Annotated in this window: 25 protein-coding genes and 2 tRNA genes; 14 read left to right on the top strand and 13 right to left on the bottom strand. The window is 62.3% G+C overall.

Annotated features, from left to right (window positions below; genetic code table 11):
- Position 1: 1 nt before the first annotated feature.
- From IC609_RS02010 to IC609_RS01995, 4 genes are all read left to right on the top strand, one after another.
- Complete coding sequence (locus IC609_RS02010; RefSeq protein ID WP_191817777.1) at positions 2-235, top strand: hypothetical protein; 234 nt, start codon at positions 2-4, stop codon at positions 233-235.
- A 19-nt stretch (positions 236-254) separates the two neighbouring features.
- Positions 255-1,436: a formate dehydrogenase subunit gamma gene (locus IC609_RS02005; protein ID WP_191817776.1), complete on the top strand. Its 1,182-nt coding sequence runs from the start codon at positions 255-257 to the stop codon at positions 1,434-1,436.
- Between the two features lie 15 nt (positions 1,437-1,451).
- A complete protein-coding gene (locus IC609_RS02000) occupies positions 1,452-1,778 on the top strand; it encodes a hypothetical protein (RefSeq protein WP_191817775.1) in 327 nt (108 codons plus the stop codon).
- Between the two features lie 82 nt (positions 1,779-1,860).
- Positions 1,861-2,727 (top strand): formate dehydrogenase accessory sulfurtransferase FdhD, encoded by an 867-nt coding sequence (locus IC609_RS01995; RefSeq protein ID WP_225223956.1) that lies wholly within the window; start codon positions 1,861-1,863, stop codon positions 2,725-2,727.
- Positions 2,728-2,738: 11 nt separating this feature from the next.
- On the opposite strand, the gene IC609_RS01990 is transcribed toward IC609_RS01995, so the two are convergent.
- Complete coding sequence (locus IC609_RS01990; RefSeq protein ID WP_191817773.1) at positions 2,739-3,137, bottom strand: surface-adhesin E family protein; 399 nt, start codon at positions 3,135-3,137, stop codon at positions 2,739-2,741.
- A gap of 106 nt (positions 3,138-3,243) precedes the next feature.
- On the opposite strand from IC609_RS01990, the gene IC609_RS01985 reads away from it, so the two are divergent.
- The 3 genes from IC609_RS01985 to IC609_RS01975 are packed head-to-tail and all read left to right on the top strand — an operon-like array spanning position 3,244 to position 6,848.
- Positions 3,244-5,763: an ABC transporter permease gene (locus IC609_RS01985; RefSeq protein ID WP_191817772.1), complete on the top strand. Its 2,520-nt coding sequence runs from the start codon at positions 3,244-3,246 to the stop codon at positions 5,761-5,763.
- Between the two features lie 42 nt (positions 5,764-5,805).
- Entirely contained in the window at positions 5,806-6,213 is a 408-nt protein-coding gene (locus IC609_RS01980) for a group II truncated hemoglobin (protein ID WP_191817771.1), read from the top strand.
- Positions 6,210-6,848: a Smr/MutS family protein gene (locus IC609_RS01975; RefSeq protein ID WP_191817770.1), complete on the top strand. Its 639-nt coding sequence runs from the start codon at positions 6,210-6,212 to the stop codon at positions 6,846-6,848. Before IC609_RS01980 ends, IC609_RS01975 begins: the two co-directional genes overlap by 4 nt.
- A 5-nt stretch (positions 6,849-6,853) precedes the next feature.
- Here the strand turns inward: IC609_RS01975 and radC are convergent, their stop codons facing one another.
- Complete coding sequence (gene radC / locus IC609_RS01970; RefSeq protein WP_191817769.1) at positions 6,854-7,525, bottom strand: RadC family protein; 672 nt, start codon at positions 7,523-7,525, stop codon at positions 6,854-6,856.
- 118 nt (positions 7,526-7,643) lie between these two features.
- Here radC and IC609_RS01965 point away from each other — a divergent pair, with 118 nt between their 5' ends.
- From IC609_RS01965 to IC609_RS01945, 5 genes are all read left to right on the top strand, one after another.
- Complete coding sequence (locus IC609_RS01965) at positions 7,644-8,087, top strand: FKBP-type peptidyl-prolyl cis-trans isomerase (protein ID WP_191817768.1); 444 nt, start codon at positions 7,644-7,646, stop codon at positions 8,085-8,087.
- Positions 8,087-9,034, top strand: coding sequence for a 4-hydroxy-3-methylbut-2-enyl diphosphate reductase (ispH, locus tag IC609_RS01960; protein WP_191817767.1), 948 nt, complete (start codon positions 8,087-8,089; stop codon positions 9,032-9,034). Before IC609_RS01965 ends, ispH begins: the two co-directional genes overlap by 1 nt.
- A 16-nt stretch (positions 9,035-9,050) precedes the next feature.
- Positions 9,051-10,361, top strand: coding sequence for a serine--tRNA ligase (serS, locus tag IC609_RS01955; RefSeq protein WP_191817766.1), 1,311 nt, complete (start codon positions 9,051-9,053; stop codon positions 10,359-10,361).
- 33 nt (positions 10,362-10,394) lie between these two features.
- Positions 10,395-10,484, top strand: a tRNA-Ser gene (locus tag IC609_RS01950).
- A gap of 57 nt (positions 10,485-10,541) precedes the next feature.
- Positions 10,542-10,706, top strand: coding sequence for a hypothetical protein (locus IC609_RS01945; protein WP_191817765.1), 165 nt, complete (start codon positions 10,542-10,544; stop codon positions 10,704-10,706).
- A 64-nt stretch (positions 10,707-10,770) separates the two neighbouring features.
- Here IC609_RS01945 and IC609_RS01940 read toward each other — a convergent pair whose 3' ends face one another.
- From IC609_RS01940 to IC609_RS01915, 6 genes are all read right to left on the bottom strand, one after another.
- Positions 10,771-11,379: a LuxR C-terminal-related transcriptional regulator gene (locus tag IC609_RS01940; RefSeq protein ID WP_191817764.1), complete on the bottom strand. Its 609-nt coding sequence runs from the start codon at positions 11,377-11,379 to the stop codon at positions 10,771-10,773.
- Between the two features lie 84 nt (positions 11,380-11,463).
- A complete protein-coding gene (locus IC609_RS01935) occupies positions 11,464-12,783 on the bottom strand; it encodes a tryptophan--tRNA ligase (protein WP_191817763.1) in 1,320 nt (439 codons plus the stop codon).
- 7 nt (positions 12,784-12,790) lie between these two features.
- On the bottom strand, positions 12,791-13,459 hold the full coding sequence (locus tag IC609_RS01930) for a site-2 protease family protein (protein ID WP_191817762.1): 669 nt from the start codon (positions 13,457-13,459) through the stop codon (positions 12,791-12,793).
- 41 nt (positions 13,460-13,500) lie between these two features.
- Positions 13,501-14,124 carry an L-threonylcarbamoyladenylate synthase gene (locus tag IC609_RS01925; protein WP_191817761.1) on the bottom strand — a complete coding sequence of 208 codons (624 nt, stop codon included), beginning with the start codon at positions 14,122-14,124 and terminating at the stop codon, positions 13,501-13,503.
- A gap of 3 nt (positions 14,125-14,127) precedes the next feature.
- The gene (locus IC609_RS01920) at positions 14,128-15,027 is read right to left on the bottom strand and encodes a DMT family transporter (RefSeq protein ID WP_333473618.1); all 900 of its coding nucleotides are present in this window, start codon (positions 15,025-15,027) and stop codon (positions 14,128-14,130) included.
- Positions 15,024-15,881: a 3',5'-nucleoside bisphosphate phosphatase gene (locus tag IC609_RS01915; RefSeq protein ID WP_191817760.1), complete on the bottom strand. Its 858-nt coding sequence runs from the start codon at positions 15,879-15,881 to the stop codon at positions 15,024-15,026. Before IC609_RS01915 ends, IC609_RS01920 begins: the two co-directional genes overlap by 4 nt.
- Before the next feature lie 53 nt (positions 15,882-15,934).
- On the opposite strand from IC609_RS01915, the gene IC609_RS01910 reads away from it, so the two are divergent.
- Positions 15,935-16,594, top strand: coding sequence for a histidine phosphatase family protein (locus IC609_RS01910; RefSeq protein ID WP_191817759.1), 660 nt, complete (start codon positions 15,935-15,937; stop codon positions 16,592-16,594).
- Positions 16,595-16,660: 66 nt separating this feature from the next.
- Complete coding sequence (locus IC609_RS01905; protein WP_191817758.1) at positions 16,661-16,918, top strand: YfhL family 4Fe-4S dicluster ferredoxin; 258 nt, start codon at positions 16,661-16,663, stop codon at positions 16,916-16,918.
- A 17-nt stretch (positions 16,919-16,935) separates the two neighbouring features.
- Here the strand turns inward: IC609_RS01905 and pth are convergent, their stop codons facing one another.
- The 5 genes from pth to ispE all read right to left on the bottom strand — a co-directional run bounded on the left by pth (position 16,936) and on the right by ispE (position 20,346).
- Positions 16,936-17,574 (bottom strand): aminoacyl-tRNA hydrolase, encoded by a 639-nt coding sequence (gene pth, locus IC609_RS01900; protein WP_191817757.1) that lies wholly within the window; start codon positions 17,572-17,574, stop codon positions 16,936-16,938.
- Between the two features lie 71 nt (positions 17,575-17,645).
- Positions 17,646-18,272 (bottom strand): 50S ribosomal protein L25/general stress protein Ctc, encoded by a 627-nt coding sequence (locus tag IC609_RS01895; RefSeq protein ID WP_191817756.1) that lies wholly within the window; start codon positions 18,270-18,272, stop codon positions 17,646-17,648.
- Between the two features lie 101 nt (positions 18,273-18,373).
- The gene (locus IC609_RS01890; RefSeq protein WP_191817755.1) at positions 18,374-19,342 is read right to left on the bottom strand and encodes a ribose-phosphate pyrophosphokinase; all 969 of its coding nucleotides are present in this window, start codon (positions 19,340-19,342) and stop codon (positions 18,374-18,376) included.
- A 45-nt stretch (positions 19,343-19,387) separates the two neighbouring features.
- Positions 19,388-19,464: transfer RNA gene (locus IC609_RS01885), tRNA-Gln, on the bottom strand.
- A 33-nt stretch (positions 19,465-19,497) separates the two neighbouring features.
- A complete protein-coding gene (ispE, locus tag IC609_RS01880; RefSeq protein WP_191817754.1) occupies positions 19,498-20,346 on the bottom strand; it encodes a 4-(cytidine 5'-diphospho)-2-C-methyl-D-erythritol kinase in 849 nt (282 codons plus the stop codon).
- Positions 20,347-20,364 lie beyond the last annotated feature (18 nt).

The following is a 20,364-nucleotide window of genomic DNA, read 5'->3' as shown; positions in this document are numbered from 1 at the left end:
CATGCGCAGCATTCTGTTGACATCCGCCGTGATCGCCTCCCTGGGTCTGAGCGCCTGTGGCGAAAAAGCACAAGACCGTGCGGGCATCCGCAGCGACCAGCCCGCCCAAGCGGGGACGGGCGTCGCGGCTTTCACCGCAGAAGGCTGGAAAGCTGGCGACCACGCCAGCTGGTCCAATCAACTCAAGGCCCGTGCCAATTACGGCATGAACGATCACCTGCGTGCGCCCAAGTGAGCACATTGAGGAGCCGATCATGCGTCGCTTGATCTTCACGTTGGCCTTGAGCTGCATGGCCATAGGCGCGATGGCCCAGTCGGCAGCGCCTGCCGATGCCGTGGCTCGGACGGCAGCGCCTGCCGATGCCGCTGCGGGCGTTAAGAGCGCCAACATCTTCCAGGTCGCACCCGGTGCCGACACGGACCCGAAATACAAGGATCAGACCAATGCCGAGCGCGGCCAGGTCCAGCCCGGCAACAACGCGCCCATGTGGCGGCAGGTGGGTCAGGGCGTGACCGGCTACAGCAGCCTGCCAGCGAGCCAAGCGCCCGAAGCGGGTAACTTGATCCAGAAGTTCGTGCAGTACCCAGGCTCGCGCCTGACCAATGCCGGTGAAGCCTGGCGTCAGGTGCGCAACCAATGGATCATTCCCTACGGTGGGTCTTTGTTGCTGATTGCTCTGGGGGCTGTCGCGCTGTTTTACTGGCGCAAAGGAACGATCGATCTGCACGGTCAGGAAACCGGACGCAAGATCGAGCGCTTCACACCGTTTGAGCGCTCGGCCCACTGGGCCAATGCGATCGCTTTTGTCGCTTTGGCCGTGTCAGGCATCGTCATGGCCTTTGGCAAGTTTTTCATCCAGCCCATCATCGGCAACGCCCTGTTTGGCTGGCTGACCTACGCGCTCAAAAACATCCACAACTTTGCAGGTCCCCTGTTTGCGGTCTCGCTGGTGGTGGTGATCGTGACCTTTGTACGCGACAACTTGCCGCGCAAGGAGGACATCGCCTGGTTGCTCAAGGGGGGGGGCTTGTTCTCTGGTACCGAGGTGCCTTCGCACCGTTTCAATGCCGGTGAGAAACTCCTGTTCTGGGGCGGTGTGTTCTTCCTCGGTTTGGTGGTGGTGGCGTCAGGCTTGGTGCTTGACAAACTGGTGCCGGGGCTGATTTACGAGCGCAGCACCATGCAGATTGCCAACATGGTGCATGGAGTCGCCACCTGTTTGATGATGGCCATGTTCATCGGGCACATCTACATGGGAACGATTGGCATGCGCGGCGCCTACAGCGCCATGCGCGAGGGCTATGTGGATGAAACCTGGGCCAAAGAGCACCATGAGCTTTGGTACGACGACATCAAGGCAGGCAAGATCCCTGCCGAGCGCACTGCCGCCGCATCGGCTGTGTCCAATACCCCGGCTTCTACGGCCTCGGTCTGAATCTGGAGATCTGTCATGACAAAGAACATCACACTGGCGCTGGCCTTGCTACTCTCTTCTGGCGTCTGGGCCAAATTGCCTGCACCCAGCGATGAAGCCAAGGCCAAGGCGGCTGAAGCCGCAGCCAAAACCGCGCACGCCAACAAGGTGGCTGATTATCAATTGTGCAAGTCACGCGAGAAGGTCGCCGCCCACTATTACAAGACCAACGGCAAAGGCAAGCCCGCGCCCACGGCCACGCCTGCTTGTGTGGACCCTGGCGTTTACAAGCCCGCTGATGCTGCAGCCACAGCTGCCGCTGTACCGGGCAAGCCTGCTGCTGCGCCAGCCAAAAAAGGCTGACGGTTTTTCAGCCCTCCTCTCCAAATCCCCCGCCGAATCCGGCGGGGGATTTTTACGTTAGGCTTGCCCCATGCTTGTTGCCATGCCCGCACCCCCACTCAAGCCTCGCCTGACCCAGGCGCAGGCGGCATTGACCCGCACTGTGCGCGTCTGGAATGAATCGGGCGCGTGTTCGGATGCAGAGATTCCGGCTGAGCGTGCTTTGACGGTGTACCTGGACAAACGTGAACTCGTCACGCTGATGACGCTGGGTGGGCAGCCCGAGTTGCTGGTGCTGGGCTTTTTGCGCAACCAGCGCCTGATCGGGTCGGTGGACCAGATCGAATCCATCACCGTGGACTGGTCGGTGGGTGAGGGTGAAGTGGGCGAGCCCGGTGTGGCCGCCGTCAACACCCGCCTCGGCGCGGATGTGACTGTGCAGCGCAGTGCCGAGCGCGTGGTCACCACAGGGTGCGGCCAAGGCAGCGTGTTTGGTGATTTGATGCAAAGCATCGACGAAATTCAGTTGCCACCTGCGAAATTGACCCAGAGTCAGCTTTACGGGTTGGTGAACACCATTCGGCTGCAGGAGAGCACCTACAAATCATCGGGCTCGGTGCATGGCTGTGCGCTCTTTCAGGGCGAGCGGATGCTGATGTTCGTCGAAGACGTGGGTCGCCACAACGCGGTCGACACCATCGCGGGCTGGATGTGGATGAACGACATCCCTGGCCATGACAAGGTGTTCTACACCACGGGCCGTTTGACCAGCGAGATGGTCATCAAATCAGCCCAGATGGGGATCCCGGTGGTGGTCTCGCGCAGCGGCATCACTCAGATGGGCTTGGGCGTCGCGCAGCGCGTGGGCCTGTGCGCGATTGGCCGGGCCACCAACAAGCGTTTTCTGTGCTTCAGCGCACCTGAGCGGCTGGTGTGGCAGCCCGAGCTGCTTCAAACCGCCAGCGCTTGATCCAACTTGCATCAACAGACGCGGTGGGCGATGCGATCGATGGGGGTGCCCTTGACCACATCCAGCCATTCGCGAACCGAACCTTCCTTGAACACTTCTTTGCCTGAGCCCATGGCACCCAGGTAATAAGTGGTGTGCATGATGCGCGCTGAGCGGCTTTTGCAATTGAGTTGAATTTCCGTTTGGCTGGAACGGTATTTTTGACCCTCGGACGTCTCTTGCGCGGTTTTGTAGTCCAGCAGGGTCTGGATGGTTTTGATCGCGCCTTTGTCACTGACTGTTTGTGGGTCAAAGTGATAAAGGCCCAGTTCTGTGAGGAGCACAGCGTCCCAATGGGCTGGTGCAGCCATGGCGGACAGGCACAGGCTGCTGCTCAGCAGCAGGCGAAGAGGGGAGTGAAAGAGGTTCATGGTGTGGATTCCGATGCAACCATCTTACTGTTTGTGTGATGCGATCGTTTGCAGGCGCCTTGTCCCGTTGCAGGACGGGCCATCGGCTCTGCGGTAAGGTAGCGGCATGAAGCAACAAGGATGGACCCACGGCCTGCGATTGGGCGCACGCAGCCTCTGGCGCGATGTGCGTGCGGGCGAGCTGCGGCTGTTGATGCTGTCGGTGGCACTGGCTGTGGCCGCACTCACCGCAGTGGGCTTTCTGGCCGATCGCATGCAGGCGGGTTTGTGGCGCGATGCGCGGCAGCTTTTGGGCGGCGACGCGGTGGTGGTGAGTGACCAGGCCACACCGCCGCAGGTGCTCCAAGAGGCGCAGCGCCTGGGTCTGCAGATCAACACCAGTGTGAGCTTTCCGACCATGGCTCGCGCCCTGCCTGAGCAGGGCGGTGCCAGCCGATTGGTGGCGCTCAAGGCGGTGGCGCCGGGCTACCCCTTGCGTGGGCGCTTGGAATTGCAAGGCGCGGGTCACGCCAGCGCCATTCCGCCGCCTGGCGAGGTGTGGGTCGATGCCGCCTTGCTCGAAGCCCTGCGTTTGCAGCCGGGCCAGGCGCTGGCGTTGGGCGAGCGGACTTTCCGTGTCAGTGCGCTCATTGAGCGTGAGCCCGACCGTGGCGCCGGTTTCATGAATTTCGCGCCCCGGGTGATGCTCAATGCGGCCGATCTCGCCTCGACTGCACTGGTGCAGCCGGCCAGCCGCGTGACCTGGCGCATGGCCGTGGCTGGCCCCGACAAGGTGGCCAACCAGTTCGCTGCCTGGGCACGCGATCAGGCGCAGCAAGGTCATTGGCGTGGTGTGCAGGTCGAGTCGCTCGACAGCGGCCGCCCTGAAATGCGCCAGACGCTGGAGCGGGCCTCGCAGTTTTTGAACCTGGTGGCCTTGCTGGCGGCCATGCTGTGTGCCGTGGCCGTGGCATTGGCAGCCCGCAGCTTTGCCGAGCGCCAGCTCGATGCCTGCGCGCTCTTGCGGGTGCTGGGTCAGAGCCAACGCACCTTGACACTGAGCTACAGCGTGGAGTTTTTGGGTGCAGGGCTGGCGGCCAGCCTGCTGGGGCTGGGGGTGGGCTATGGTGTTCACCTGGGCTTTGTGCAGTTGCTGGCAGGCCTGGTGGAGACGCAGTTGCCTGCGGCCAGCCTGCAACCCGCGCTGATGGGTCTGGCGATGGGGCTGACGCTCTTGGTGGCGTTTGGCCTGCCGCCTGTCTTGCAGCTGGCGCAGGTGCCGCCGCTGCGCGTGATTCGGCGAGACCTCGGTGGTTTGCAATTGGGCTCGGGCCTGGTGCTGGGCATGGGCTTGGTGGGCTTTGCGCTCACGCTCTTGATGGTCAGCCGCAGCTGGACGCTGGGGCTCATCACGGTGGGTGGTTTTGGCGTGGCATTGCTGCTGTTCGCCGGGCTGGCCGCAGCGGCGCTGTGGGCCTTGCGCCGCTTTGTGCCGGGCGAGCAAGCGCCGCGCTGGCTGCGCCTGGCCACGCGCCAGGTGGCGGCGCGCCCCGTGTTTGCGGTGGTGCAGGTGAGTGCCTTGTCGGTGGGCTTGCTGGCGCTGGCCCTCTTGGTGCTGCTGCGCACCGATTTGGTGGCGAGCTGGCGGCAGGCCACGCCCGCCAACGCGCCCGACCGTTTCGTCATCAATGTGCAGCCCGAGCAGGCGCAGGATTTTCTGGCGCATCTGACGGCCAGCGGGGTGCGTTCGCCCGACTGGTTCCCGATGATCCGGGGGCGGCTGGTGGCCATCAATGGCCGCGAGGTCCAGTCCAGTGACTTCGCCACCGAGCGGGCGCGCCGCCTGGTGGACCGCGAGTTCAACCTGTCGCACACCGAGACCTTGCCCGCGCACAACCCGCTGGTGGCCGGGCGCTGGGTGCCCGGCGAGGCCGACGGCGTGAGCGTGGAGCAGGGCATTGCAGAGACGCTGGGCCTGAAGATGGGCGACCGCCTGCGCTTTGACATGGGCGGCGTGCAGCACGAGGCGCGCATCACGTCCGTGCGCAAGGTGGACTGGGCGTCGATGCGGGCCAACTTCTTCATGCTGTTCCCGCTGGCGCAGATGCCGGATTTGCCCATCACTTACATGGCGGCTTTTCGCACGCCTGTGGAGGCGCTCAACTTTGAGAACGCGATGGTGCAGAAATTCCCGAACATCACCAGTGTGGACATGCGCAGCACCCTGAACCAGGTTCAGAAAGTGCTCGACCAGGTGGTGCGGGCGGTGGAGTTTTTGTTCGGCTTCACCCTGGCAGCAGGCCTGATGGTGTTGCTGGCTGCAGTGGGCGCGAGCCGTCAGGCGCGTGAGCGCGAGTACGCCATCATGCGGGCGTTGGGCGCAAGTCGCCAGCTGTTGGCACAGGTGCAGCGCACCGAACTGCTGGGCCTGGGCTGGCTGGCCGGTTTCATGGCCTCTTCTATGGCGCTGGTGGTGGGTTGGGGCCTGACCCGCTTTGTGTTCGAGTTCGCCTGGCAGCCGCCCTTGTGGGCGCCGCTGGCCGGGGGCGCACTGGGGGCGGCGCTGGCCTGGGCGGCAGGCAGCCTGAGTCTGGCTGGGGTGTTGCGACAGCCCGTGGTGCAGACCTTGCGCCAGGCTGAGCAGTGATGCACCTGTGGCTGCAAGTCGGAGTGAAGGCACAATCCCCTCATGCAAATTCAAGAAAAACCACCGTTCGAGACACCGTTTGAATGGATCGGTGGCGAGTCCCGTGTGCGTGCACTGGTAGACCGCTTTTACGACCTGATGGACATCGAGCCGGGCTACCGCGTGCTGCGTGCCAGCCATGGCAGCACGCTCGAGGCTGCGCGCGACAAGTTGTTCTGGTTTTTGTGCGGCTGGTTGGGTGGCCCGGACCACTACCAGGCGCGTTTTGGCCACCCACGTCTGCGCATGCGCCACATGCCGTTTTCGATCGGCATCGAAGAGCGCGACCAGTGGCTGGCCTGCATGGCCCAGGCGATGACCGAGACGGATGTGGACCCGGTGCTGCGCGAGCGCCTGCAGCAGAGCTTCTTCCAGACCGCCGACTGGATGCGCAACCGGGGTGGCGTGTGAAACTCAACTCGCTGCAGGACCTGAAAAAAGTCCAGAAAGAACTCCAGGCCGCCCATGAGCGCGCCCAGGCCGAGCAGGCGGCCAGGCAAGCCCGGGCGCGCCAGGCCGAAGCGGCACGCAACCTGTTTGCCCGGGCGGTGGGGGTGGTGCAGCCTTTGCCTGACCGCAAGCAGGCCCGTTTGCCGCAGGTGGCGGCAGCCCCTGTGGCTCTGCAGCGCCAAAAGGACGAAGAAGCGGTGTTGCGCGATGCCCTGAGCGACGAGTTCGATGTGAGCACCTTGCTCGACACCGACGAAGCCCTGAGCTTTCGCCGCCCGGGCATCGGGCCGGATGTGACCCACAAACTGCGCAAGGGCGACTGGGCCATCCAGCGCGAGATCGACCTGCACGGTCTGCGCAGCGACGAGGCGAGGGTGGCTCTGGCCGAATTCATCCGTCTGTCGCACCGCAATGGTTTGCGTTGCGTGCGCGTGGTGCACGGCAAGGGGCTGGGTTCACCGGGAAAAACACCCGTGCTCAAGTCCAAGGTGCACAGCTGGCTGGTGCAAAAAAACCAGGTCATGGCCTTTGTGCAAGCCAAACCCGCCGAGGGCGGCGCGGGCGCGCTGGTGGTGCTGCTCAAACCTGCGGGCTGACGCGCCTACAGCAGACCTTGCTCGGCCATCGACAGCGATTGGCCCTGGCCCACGATGATGTGGTCCAACACCCGCACATCCACCAGGGCCAGTGAAGCCTTGAGGTTGTGCGTCAGTGCCTCGTCGGCCCGGCTGGGCTGGACCGAGCCGCTGGGGTGGTTGTGCGCCAGCACCACCGCGGCGCACTGGTGGTGCAGTGCACGCAGCACCACCTCGCGTGGGTAGACGCTGGTCTGGGTCAGGGTGCCACGAAAAAGCTCCTCCATGGCCAGCAGGCGGTTCTGGCTGTCCATGAAAAGCACGGCAAACACCTCATGGCTTTTGTGCGCCAGCTGCAGCTGCAGGTATTGCTTGACCGCGCCTGGTGTCTGAAAGGCCTCGCGCTTTTGCAGTCGCTCAGCCAATGCACGGCGTGCCAACTCGAACACCGCCAGCAGCTCGGCCTTTTTGGCCGGGCCCAGGCCCTTGATGGTTTTGAAGGTGGCCGGGCTGGCGCTGAGGAGGCCCGAGATGCCCCCCAACTGCAAAAGCTCCTGCGACAGTTGGAACACGTTCTTGCCCGCCATGCCTGTGCGCAACAAGATGGCCAGCAGTTCCACATCGCTCAGGGCCTGAGCCCCGCGTTGCAGCAGTTTTTCGCGGGGGCGTGCCTCGGCGGGCAGGTCCTTGATGTCCATGAATGTTCCTCCCTGGAACCGCCTTGACCCCTGATTTCCGATCGGGTGGCCCGGCTTTTTACAATAGAGACCTGTTTATGCCCCTGCTGCCGCTTTGGCGGCATTCCAAGAAACCCTTATGCCTACAGTCCAACCCGGTTCCTTTTTGACGCTGCATTACCGCCTGGCGGGGCCTCAGGGCGATGTGATCAACACGTTCAATGACAAGCCCGCTACCCTGTCACTGGGCTCGGGTGAGCTGTCGCCCGCCATGGAACAGCGTCTGCTGGGCCTGGAAGAAGGCACCCACACGGTGATCGAGATCCCGGCAGGCGAAGCCTTTGGCGAGCGCAACCCCGACATGCAGCAATGGGTGGCGCGCAAGCTGCTCAATGAGTTGGGTGACCCGATGGAGAAGTACACCGCAGGCGATGTGGTGCAGTTCCCCACACCCGATGGCTTGGGCGCTTACGCCGGAACCGTGCTGGAAGTGGGCCCCGAAGGCGCGGTGCTGTTCGATTTCAACCACCCGCTGGCAGGGCAGCCCGTGACCTTCGAAGTCCATGTGATCGGGGTGCTCTGATGACCGAAATCCTGTTGGCCGAGCCGCGCGGCTTTTGCGCCGGGGTGGACCGCGCGATTGACATCGTCGAGCACGCCTTGGCCAAGTTCGGTCGCCCAATCTATGTGCGTCATGAGATCGTGCACAACACTTACGTCGTCAATGACCTCAAGGAAAAGGGCGCGATCTTCATCGAGGAATTGTCCGATGTGCCGCCTGGGGCCACACTGATCTTCAGTGCCCATGGCGTGAGCTTGGCCGTGCAGCAAGAGGCCGAGCGTCGGGGGTTCCGTATTTTTGACGCCACCTGCCCGCTCGTGAGCAAGGTGCATGTCGAAGTGGCCAAGCTGCACAAAGAGGGCTACGAGTTCATCATGATCGGCCACAAGGGCCATCCTGAAGTGGAAGGCACGATGGGGCAGCTCGACAGCGGCATCCATCTGGTGGAAGACGCGGCCGATGTGGCCCGTGTGCAGCCTGCGCAGACCGACAAGCTCGCCGTGGTGACGCAAACCACGCTGAGTGTGGACGATGCGGCCGAGATTCTGGCGGCTGTCAAAGCCCGCTTTCCGCTGGTGCGCGAGCCCAAGCAGCAGGACATTTGCTATGCCACCCAGAACCGCCAGGATGCGGTCAAGATGCTCAGTCCGCAGGTGGATGTGGTGATCGTGGTGGGCAGCCCCACCAGTTCCAACAGCAACCGCCTGCGCGAACTGGCCGACCGCATGGGCACGCCGGGCCACATGGTGGACTCGGTGGCCGATCTGGACTCGGCCTGGATCGAGGGCAAACAGCGGATCGGCCTGACGGCGGGTGCTTCGGCCCCCGATGTGCTGGTGCAGGCGGTCATTGCCCGCTTGCGCGAGCTGGGCGCGCTGTCGGTGCGCACGCTCGACGGCATCCAGGAAACCATCAAATTCCCGCTGCCCAAAGGCCTCAAGAACGACGGCCAGGCCGAGGCAGGCTGACACCTACAATTGAGCCATGCTTGACATCCTCCAACTCCGCAAAGACCTGGACGCCGTGATCGCGCGGCTGCAGACCCGCAAGAACCCGCAAACCTTCCTCGATGTGGACGCCTTTCGCGCCCTCGAATCCGAGCGCAAGACCCTGCAAACCCGCACCGAAGAGCTGCAAAGCCAGCGCAACAGCCTGTCCAAGCAGATTGGCATGCTCAAGGGCAAAGGCCAGCACGCCGAGGCCGATGCCGTCATGGCGCAGGTGGGGGCCATCAAGACCGAACTGGACAACTCGGCCGCCCGTCTGGACGTGATCCAGGCCGAGTTGCAGACCTTGCTGCTGGCCGTGCCCAATCTGCCCCACGAGAGCGTGCCAGTGGGCGAGGACGAACACGGCAATGTGGAAGTGCGCCGCTGGGGCACGGTCCGCGCATTTGACTTCGAGGTCAAGGACCATGTGGACATCGGCGAGAAGCTGGGTCTGGACTTTGACATCGGCATCAAGCTCTCGGGCTCGCGCTTCACCTTCATGCGCGGCCCGATCGCGCAACTGCATCGGGCGCTCGCCCAATTCATGCTCGACACCCAAACCCGTGAGCATGGCTACACCGAGTGCTACACGCCCTACATTGTCAACGGCGATACCCTGCGCGGTACGGGCCAGTTGCCCAAGTTCGAGGCCGACTTGTTTGCGGCCAACAAGGGTGGGCAAGATGGGGGCGAAGACAGCCAAGCGATGTACCTGATCCCGACCTCTGAAGTCACGCTGACCAATGTGGTGCGTGACGAGATCGTGGCCGAGAGCGATCTGCCGATCAAGCTCACGGCGCACACCCCTTGCTTCCGCTCTGAGGCAGGCAGCGCCGGGCGCGATACACGGGGCCTGATCCGCCAACACCAGTTCGACAAGGTTGAGATGGTGCAGATCGTGCACCCTGAGAAAAGCTACGAAGCGCTTGAAGCCATGACGGGCCATGCCGAGGCTATCCTGCAGAAGCTGGGCTTGCCCTACCGCGTGATGAGCCTGTGCACGGGTGACATGGGCTTTGGTGCGACCAAGACCTACGACCTCGAAGTCTGGGTGCCTGCGCAGGGCGTGTACCGCGAGATCAGCTCGGTGTCCAACTGCGAGGCCTTCCAGGCGCGCCGCCTGCAGGCCCGCTTCAAGAATGCCCAAGGCAAGAACGAGTTGGTGCACACCTTGAATGGCTCGGGCCTGGCGGTGGGCCGGGCGCTGGTGGCGGTTTTGGAGAATTACCAGAATGCCGACGGCTCGGTCACGGTGCCCGAAGTGCTGCGTCCCTACATGGGCGGCGTGGACACCCTCAGAGCCTGATAGAATCACGGCTTCGATGCACGCACCGATTCAGGAGAGGTGGCAGAGTGGTCGAATGTACCTGACTCGAAATCAGGCGTAGTGGCAACACTACCGAGGGTTCGAATCCCTCCCTCTCCGCCACGAAAGCCCCATTTGTTGGGGCTTTTTTGTATCCACAGTGCCTTGCCAGGACAGACCATGAAATACCTCGCGCTTTTGATCACTGCTGCTTTGCTGCAAGGCTGCACCTTGCTGGCCATCGCCGATGCCGCAGGCTCCGCTGCGGTCTATGCGGTCAAGACGACGGTGAACGTGATCGACGCGGTGACACCGGACATTGTCAACAAGAAAAAAGACAAGTGATGCGCTGACAGCGCGCAACAAAAAAAGGGGCCTTGAAGGCCCCTTTGTCATGGTGTGGCTGAAATCAGATGCCCAGCCAGCCGTTGGTGCGTGCAAAGTGCAGCGCCTGGGTGCGGCTGTTGACGCCCAGACGGCGGAACAGACGCCAGAAGTGCACCTTCACGGTGTGTTCGCTGATGTCGAGTTTCTCGGCAATGTCGCGGTTGGACAGGCCTTGGTCCAGCATCAGGATCAATTGTTTCTGACGTTTGGACAGTTTGGTCGGCGCGGGGGTGCCAGAGGCACCTTCTTCTTCGGCCGTCATTTCGGGAGTCACCAGCAGTTCACGCAGACCCGCGATGATTTGGGTCGGGTTGTTGGACTTTTCAATGAACACATCGGCGCCGGCTTGCATGCAGCGCTCTTCGAATTCGCTGGCGTCTGAACTCGTGACCACAGCGAGTGCGACATCGGGGTACTTGGCCTTGATGGTGTGTACACCTGACAAGCCCAGAGTGTCTGGCAATTGCAAGTCCAGGCAAAACAACTCGGCAGGGCCGTTTTTTTCCACCGCTGTTTCGAGCAGGTTCATTTTGGGCACGGACACCACTTTGAGACCCGGACGCACACGGTGGATCAGCATGGTGAGAGCGTCCCGCATGAGGGGGTGATCGTCGATGACGTATACAGTCATGATTTGAATTGTGTTGTTAGACTAAAAGTTCAAGAATACCCCATAGGGGCGAATTTGTCAATACTATCTATTTATGGGTTGTATTTATTTTTTCTCTTTATTGGCGAAATTATAAATTTTATTGATTTCCGTCAAGGCCAATGCCGTCGATTCGGCGGGCATCGCTTGCAGCTGAGCCATCAATTCCGGCAAAGCCGTTGCGCCTTCACTTTGCAGGCGAGAGATGGCCTGACCCGCGTCCTTGGGTGAGGCAAAGCCCAGGCTTTGCAGCAGTGTCTGGCCTTGGGGAGACACCAGCTTGAAGTAAAACTGGCCGTCTTTCTCACGGTACTGTTTGAAGCTCGACAACACCACTTTGTCTTGTTTGGGCGCTGGCGTGACAGAGCCAGAGGCGAGGGCGCGCAGGCCGACAGCATGGCGCAATTCGCGGATGAAGGGGGTGGCCAGGCTGCGGGCTTTTTCGGCGCCAATGCGCAGCAGCCGGTCCAGTTCGGCCGGGTTGTTGATCAGGGCCTGGTACTGCTCGCGCATGGGCGCCACTTCACGGTCGATGCGCTCGAACAGCACCTGCTTGGCGTCACCCCAGCCAATGCCGTCGGCGAAGGCCTGGGCAAAAGCAGTGGTTTCTTCGGCGCTGGCAAAAGCCTGGTAAATCTGGAACAGGGCCGAGCCTTCGGTGGCCTTGGGCTCGCCCGGGGCCTTGGAATCGGTCACGATGGCCGCGATCTGCTTGCGCATCTGTGCCGCAGGCGCAAACAGCGGGATGGTGTTGTCGTAGCTCTTGCTCATCTTGCGGCCATCGAGGCCCGGCAGCAGGGCCACGGATTCTTCGACCACGGCTTCGGGCAGCACGAAGTGTTCGCCGTACAAGTGGTTGAAGCTCGAAGCCATGTCGCGCGCCATCTCGATGTGCTGGATCTGGTCGCGGCCCACGGGCACCTTGTGCGCCTTGAACATCAAAATGTCGGCACCCATCAGCACCGGGTACATGAACAGGCCCGCAGTCACATCGGCATCGGTGTCCTTGCCGGCTTCGTGGTTCTTGTCCATGGCCGCCTTGTAGGCGTGGGCACGGTTGAGCAAACCCTTGCCGGTCACGCAGGTGAGCAGCCAGGTCAGTTCGGGGATTTCGGGGATGTCGGACTGGCGGTAGAAGGTGACTTTGTCCGGATCAAGCCCTGAGGCGATCCAGCTGGCAGCGATTTCCATGGTCGAGCGCTGGATGCGGGCGGGTTCGTCGCATTTGATGAGCGCATGGTAGTCGGCCAGAAAGTAGAAACCATCGGTGCTGGCATCGCGGCTGGCCTGCACCGTGGGGCGGATGGCACCCACGTAATTGCCCAGGTGCGGGGTGCCTGTGGTGGTGATGCCGGTGAGAACGCGGGTACGGTCAGCAGAAGTCATAAGTCGGTCAACGGATCAGAATAGACAGCGGGCTCAAGGCCAGCTTGATGAAGGTAAAGGTCAGGTCCATCAGCGGTTGCATCCACATCGCGCTGACCACCCCGGTGATCACCAGCGCCATCACGATGAAAAACCCCCAGGGCTCGATGCGTGAGAACAGCAGGGCTTGCCGCCAGGGCAGTAGGCCCACCACGATGCGCCCACCGTCGAGCGGCGGCAGCGGAAACAGGTTGAAGGCGAACATGACCACATTGGTCAGCAGGCCAGCCTTGCACATCTCGAGGAAAAAACGCTCGGTGACGCCGCTGCCAGCGAGCAGGTAGAGCAGCGCACCCCACAACAGGGCCTGCAGCAGGTTGGACGCCGGACCCGCCAGGGCCACCCAGACCATGTCGCGTTTGGGGTGGCGCAAGCGGTCAAACCGCACAGGGACCGGCTTGGCGTAGCCGAACAGGAATGCGCCGGAGGTGCTGAAGTACAGCAGCAAAGGCATCAGGATGGTGCCGATGGGGTCGATGTGCGGAAAAGGGTTGAGCGTGACGCGCCCCATCATGGCCGCCGTGGGGTCGCCAAGGCGTTGGGCCGCATAGCCGTGCGCGGCCTCGTGCAAGGTGATGGCAAAGATCACCGGCAGGGCATAGATCAGGACGGTCTGAATGAGTTGAGTGGTTTCCACCCTGCGATTGTCTCAGACCGCAGGGGCGACTGACGGTGGGCTCAAAGTCCCAGTCTGGCGGGGTCGCCTTGGCCCTGGCGCACGATGGTGAGCTCGTCGCCGCTCATGTCCACCACGGTGGTGGGTTCGAGCGCGCAGGCCCCGGCATCGATCACGGCGCCCACCCGGTGCTCCAGGCGCTCGCGGATGGTTTCCGGGTCATTGAGGGGGTCTTCGTCGCCCGGCAGGATCAAGGTGGCCGCGATCAGTGGGGCGCCGTGCAGGCTCAGCAACTCTTGCAGCACTGTGTGCTCGGGCACGCGCAGGCCGATGGTCTTGCGCTGCGGGTGGCTCAGGCGCCGGGGCACTTCCTTGGTCGCCTCCAGAATGAAGGTGAATGGGCCTGGCGTGGCCTGTTTGATGAGGCGAAACTGCCGGTTGTCCACCCGGGCGTAGTTGGCCAGCTCGCTCAGGTCGCGGCACAGCAGGGTCAGGTGGTGTTTGTCATCCACACCCCGGATGCGCCGCAGCTGATCGGCGGCACTCTTGTCGTCCACATGGCAGACCAGGGCGTAGCTGGAGTCGGTGGGCACGGCCAGCACCTGGCCTTGGTTCAGCAACTGCACGGCTTGCTTGAGCAAACGGGCTTGCGGATTGTCGGGATGAACAGAAAAGAATTGGGCCATGGCTCAGGATTCTGGCAGCTCCACTTTCACCCGGCTTTCACGCAATGTGAGCCAGGCCCCCAAAGCGCCGCACAGGGCCACCATGCCCATACCGACCAGTGTCCACTGGTCGGGTATGTGGCCAAAGACCACCCAGCCGCCCAGCACCGCAAATCCGATTTGCGCATACATGTAGGGCGTGAGTGTGGCGGCAGGCGCGCGGCCAAAGGCCATGATCAAAAAGAAATGTCCCAGGGTGGCCATCAGCCCCATGATGAGCAGCTGCAGCCAGACCACCGCGTCCTGTGGGGTTTCCCACACAAAGGGCAGGATGCACGAAGCCAGCACGGTACCGGTCCAGCCCGTGAGGACATGGGTGGTCATCGGGTCTTCCTGCTCGCTGGCCAGTTTGCTGGTGAGTACCTGAAAGCTCGAATTGGTCAGCACCAGCAGCAGGGGCAGCAGCAAGTGCCAGTCAAAGTGCTGGGTGTCGGGCCGGATGATGACCAGCGTGCCCGCAAAGCCGCCCAGGACCAGCGCCCAGCGCTGCGGGCTGACGTGCTCCTGGAGTTTCCAGGCGGCCAGCAGGGTGATGACCAGCGGAGCCATGAGCGCGATGGCCGTGAACTCACCCACGGGCATGTACTTGAGGCTGAAAAACGCCAGCAGGCTGCTGCCAAACAGCAGCATGCCGCGGGCGATTTGAAATCGAGGGTGCCGCATCATCAGCAGCTGTCGCCCACGCCCTTTCCAGGCGATGGCCGTGGTGGTCACAGCCTGAAAGGTGTAGCGGAACCACAGGGCCACCAACAGGGGCAGGCTGGCGCTGATGTGTTTGGTGATGGTGTCGAGGGTGGCAAAGCAGGCGACGGCCAGGACGGCAAACCCGATGCCTGCAAGCACCTGCTGTGCGGGCTGTTTCACTGGATGCGATCGGCCAGCAGTTCCCAGACAGGAGTCAGCTGACCCGGAAGCAGGGGCAAGGTGCCCAGGTCGATGCGGCTTTCGGTGGGGCTGTGGAAATCACTGCCACGGGACGCGGCCAGGCCGAATTCCAGCGCAGTTTCGGCGTAGCGCACGGCTTCCTGGCTGGAGTGGCTGCCGGTGACGACTTCGACGCCACGGCCGCCATGGGCCTTGAATTCGGTGAACAGGGCGTACTCTTCGTTGGGTGTGAAACCGTAGCGCGCCGGGTGGGCGATCACCGCCATGCCGCCTGCATCCGTGATCCATTGGACTGCGTCCTGCAGCCGGGCCCAACGGTGGGGCACATAGCCCGGTTTGCCCTCGGTGAGGTATTTGCGGAACACCTCGGCGGTCTCCTGGCAGACGCCGCTTTCGACCAGATAGCGGGCAAAGTGGGTGCGCGAAATCAGCTCGGGGTTGCCCACGTATTTGAGTGCACCTTCATAGGCTCCTTGAATGCCGACCTTGGCCAGGTCATCCGACATTTCCATGGCGCGTTCCCTGCGACCTCCACGGGTGCGGCGCAGGCCCTCGGCCAGGGCGGTGTTGTCTGCATCGAAACCCAGGCCCACGATGTGCACGGTTTGTTGGGCAAAGGTGACGGAGATTTCGGTACCTGTCAGGTAGCCCATACCCTGGGCACGGGCTGCGGCCAGGGCGCGGGCCTGGCCATCGATTTCATCGTGGTCGGTCAGCGCCCACAGTTCCACGCCGTTGGCTTTGGCACGTTCGGCCAGGGCTTCGGGGGTGAGGGTGCCGTCGGAGACGACAGAGTGGCAGTGCAGGTCGGCGTTGGTCAGTGCGTTCACCATTTCATTTTATGACCGTTTGCCCAGGCGGGTGTGCTCGCCCGCATAATGGTCAGATGATGGACATCTGCTTGGTCAGGCATGGCGAGACCGACTGGAACCGCGAGCTGCGGTTTCAGGGGCATCTGGACGCGCCGCTGAACGCCCTGGGTTTGCAGCAGGCGCAGCGGCTGGGGCAACACCTGGCGGCGCAAGCGCCCCGGGCGCTGGTGGCCAGTGATTTGCTGCGCACACGCCAGACGGCCCAGCCGCTGGGCGAGCATTGGCAGCGCGCGGCGTTGCCCGACACCCTGTGGCGCGAGCAGTCGTTTGGCATCATCGAAGGCCTGACGCTGGCGCAGGTACACGAGCAACACCCCGAGATCGTGCAGGGCTGGCGCTCGCACGACCCGGACTTTGCGCCACCGGGCGGAGAGTCGCAGCGGCAATTTCATGCGCGGGTCATGCGGGCGGTGCAGTCTCTGCTGGAGCGTTGCGCCCAAGAGGCCTGGACATCGCCTGTGGTGGTCTCACACGGGGGTGTGCTGGACATGATTTACCGCTCGGCCACGGGGCAGCCATTGGGCGGACCGCGCCAGTGCGTGATCCCGAACGCGGGGCTCAACCATGTGCGCACAGACGGGCGGCGCTTCGAGATCGTGTCTTGGGCCCAGGCCAACCATCTGGAGGGCTTACCGCCCTCGGCGGTGTACCCGCTGGCAGCCCCAAAAGCCTGAGGGTTGCTGCCCCTCGGGGATAATCATCGGCATGCACGGCACGTTTCAAGGGCAAGAGGTCAAGACATGGCATTGATGATCACGGATGAATGCATCAACTGCGATGTGTGTGAGCCCGAATGCCCCAATCAGGCGATTTTTCTCGGGCCCGAGATTTACGAAATCGACCCGAACAAGTGCACCGAATGCGTGGGGCATTTTGATGAGCCCCAATGCGTGCAGGTCTGCCCTGTGGCCTGCATCCCGGTGAATCCGGCCCATGTGGAAAACCAGGAAAGCTTGTGGGCCAAGTACCGCAGGCTGCAGAGCAACTCAGGCGCCTGAGGCGCAGGACCAGGCTGTCATGCTGCTGCTGGCGTTTCGGGCAGGGGTGGTTGTTTGGGTGGCTTGGGGGGTTTAGGCCGCGGCGGTTTGCTGGTGTGGATTTTCACCATCGCTTTGTCCATCTCGCCTGCCAGCAGCAGGGGCAGAGCCAGCACGGCCCGGTCGATGCTGGCGTGGATCGCCTCGCGGTGTTCGGCCATGGGTTTTTTGAGCACCCAGCTCACCACTTCGGACTTCACACCCGGGTGGCCCACGCCGATGCGCAAGCGCCAGTAATCGGCGGTGCCCAACTGGGCATGGGTGTCGCGCAGGCCGTTGTGGCCCGCATGTGAGCCGCCGAGCTTGAGTTTGGCCTCGCCCGGGGCGATGTCCATCTCGTCGTGCGCGACCAGGATTTCCTGCGGCTGGATTTTGAAAAAGCGTGCCAAGGCCGCGATCGATTTACCTGACAGATTCATGAATGTCTGCGGCTCCAGCAACCAGACATTCTGGCCATTCACACTGGTGCGAGCCACCAGGCCGTGGTAGCTGCGCTCGGGCACGAGCGTGACTTTCAGTTCGCGGGCCACGGCATCGATGAACCAGAAACCGGCGTTGTGCCGGGTGTCTTCGTATTCGGGGCCGGGGTTACCCAGGCCGACAAGCAGTTTGATCATCAGGCGATTATCGTGTGGGGGCCATGAAAAAGGCCCGCACAAGGCGGGCCTGGATCAGCTCGGGCAGAAGATTACTTCTTGCCTTTGCCTTTGGCGGGGGCTTCAGCAGCAGGAGCTGCGGGTGCTGCTTCCACTTCTTCAGCAGGTGCCGTCACAGACACGAGGACCGGGTTGGGCTTGCCGTGGGTGATGACTTTCACGCCGTTGGGCAGAGTGATGTCGTTCACGTGCAGGGACACGCCCTTTTTCAGACCGGACAGGTCCACGTTGATGAACTCGGGCAGGTTGGCAGGAATGCAAGCCACTTCGATTTCTGTGACCACGTGGTTGACCAGGCACTTGTCGGTCTTGACGGCTTCAGAGTCCTGCTCACCGCTGTAGTGCAGTGGCACTTTCATGTGCAATGTGGTGTTGGCTTCCACGCGCTGGAAGTCGATGTGCAGCACCAGTTGCTTGTAAGGGTGCATCTGGTAGTCACGCAGCAACACTTTGCTGGTTTGACCGTTGAGTTCCATGTCCAGGATGCTGGCGTGGAAAGCTTCTTTTTTCAGGGCATGCCACAGTGCGTTGTGGTCCAGCTCGATCAGCTTGGCCTCACCTGTGCCACCGTAAACGATGCCAGGTGTTTTGCCCGAATTGCGCAGACGGCGGCTCGCACCCGTACCCTGCTTGGCGCGCTCAAAAGCGACGAATTTCATACTCTTCTCCTTCTAGGACCCACCGCGACCAGTGTCGTCCTGACTTTAAAAAGCCTGCCAACCCTTGAACAGGTGGCAGGCCACTTGGGAGCCTGTACAGATCAGTTCTGATCCGCGAACAGGCTCATCACCGACTCACCCTTGGCAATGCGCTGGATCGTTTCTGCGATCAGCGGGCCGACGGAGAGCTGGCGAATCTTGGTGCATGCCGACGCATTGGCCGACAGCGGAATGGTGTTGGTGACCACGACTTCATCCAGGGCGTCGCCCTTGGCGATGCGGTCGATGGCGGGACCCGAAAAAATGGGGTGTGTGCAGTAGGCGTAGACCTTTTTGGCACCGCGTTCCTTGAGGACTTCAGCGGCTTTGACCAAAGTGCCTGCGGTGTCGATCATGTCGTCCATGATCACGCAGTTGCGGCCTTCGATTTCGCCGATGACGTGCATCACTTCGCTCACGTTCGCCTTGGGGCGGCGCTTGTCAATGATGGCCAGGTCGCAGCCCAGCTGTTTGGCCAGGGCGCGTGCACGCACCACACCGCCCACGTCAGGCGAGACGACGATCAGGTCGTCGTAGTTTTTCTGCCGCAAGTCACCCAGCAACACGGGCGAGGCGTAAATGTTGTCGACCGGGATGTCGAAGAAACCCTGGATCTGGTCAGCGTGCAGGTCCATGGTCAGGACGCGGTCCACGCCCACGGCTTGCAGCATGTTGGCCACGACCTTGGCTGAAATCGGCACACGCGTCGAGCGTGGGCGGCGATCCTGGCGGGCATAACCGAAATAGGGGATGACGGCCGTGATGCGCTCGGCCGAAGCGCGTTTGAGCGCGTCGACCATGATCAGCAGTTCCATCAGGTTTTCGTTGGTGGGCGCGCAAGTGGACTGCACCACGAACACGTCGCGGGCACGCACGTTTTGCTTGAGCTCCACGGTGACTTCACCGTCGGAGAAGCGGCCCACATCGGCAGCACCCAGCAAGGTGCCAAGGTTGCTGGCAATCTCGGACGCCAATGCCGGATTGGCATTGCCAGTGAAAATCATGAAATCGGGGGTAGAAGCAGGCTGCATGAGCGTTCCAGCGATCAGAAAACAGGACTGAACGGTTGAATGGTTTGGCAGGGGAGAAAGGATTCGAACCTTTGCATGCCGGAATCAAAATCCGGTGCCTTAACCAACTTGGCGACTCCCCTACACAGGTGGACAGCTTTGCAGCTGCCTACCGATCAATTGTCGCTGGATGCCCAACCCTGTAAAGGATGAACCTCCAAATTGCTGCATTCCTGTATCAGCCAATGTTCAGGAACCTGAACTTGTCTCGACTGACCTGCTGGGCAAGGCGCAAAAACTGCACTGCCGGAACCCGTCATTTTTCCGTTCATTCCTGCGTTGGACAGGCACTTCAGTGCTTGAGAAACTTCAGGACAAAGAACTTCTGCCACGGGTTGCAGATCGTTGTGACCGAAGTCATAGGGGTCTGCAGCAAAGACTGAAAGTATAGCAGGGTTTGTGGACCGGTTCAGACCTGGATCGCGAAAAATTTGTGCGGTTTCCAGACCCGAGGGAGGCTTGATGATGCAAAAGCGGCTTGCTGGTAAGGTGATGGGGGTGATCTGCTCGCCCACGCCCTCGACCCAGGCGTTGCGGCCCCGAAGGAAGAAAGGGACGTCTGCGCCCAGTTGCAGGCCCAGCTGCTCCAATGTGCGCAGCGGCAGGTGAAGGTTCCACAGGCGGTTGAGCGCCAGCAGGCAACTGGCGGCATCGGACGAGCCGCCGCCCATGCCCGCCTGGGCAGGAAGGCGCTTTTCAATGGCAATGTCTGCGCCATCACTGCAGCTTGTGTGTTGCTGCAACAGCCGCGCGGCGCGGACGATCAGGTCGTCGGCGGGCAGCGGCACGGCCAGGTCCTGGCGACTGATCTGGCCGTCGCTGCGGCGCTCAAAGTGCAAGGTGTCGCACCAGTCGATCAGCATGAACACCGATTGCAGCAGGTGGTAGCCGTCGGCCCGGAGGCCCGTCACATGCAGGAACAGGTTCAGCTTGGCGGGGGCAGGAACGTCGTACAGCGCTTTCATGCGGGCATTATCGCCATG

It is taken from the genome of Limnohabitans radicicola (genome assembly GCF_014837235.1).
GTDB lineage: Bacteria > Pseudomonadota > Gammaproteobacteria > Burkholderiales > Burkholderiaceae_C > Limnohabitans_A > Limnohabitans_A radicicola.
Note: the sequence above shows the minus strand (reverse complement) of the source record. Positions and strands in the feature narration are given on the sequence as shown.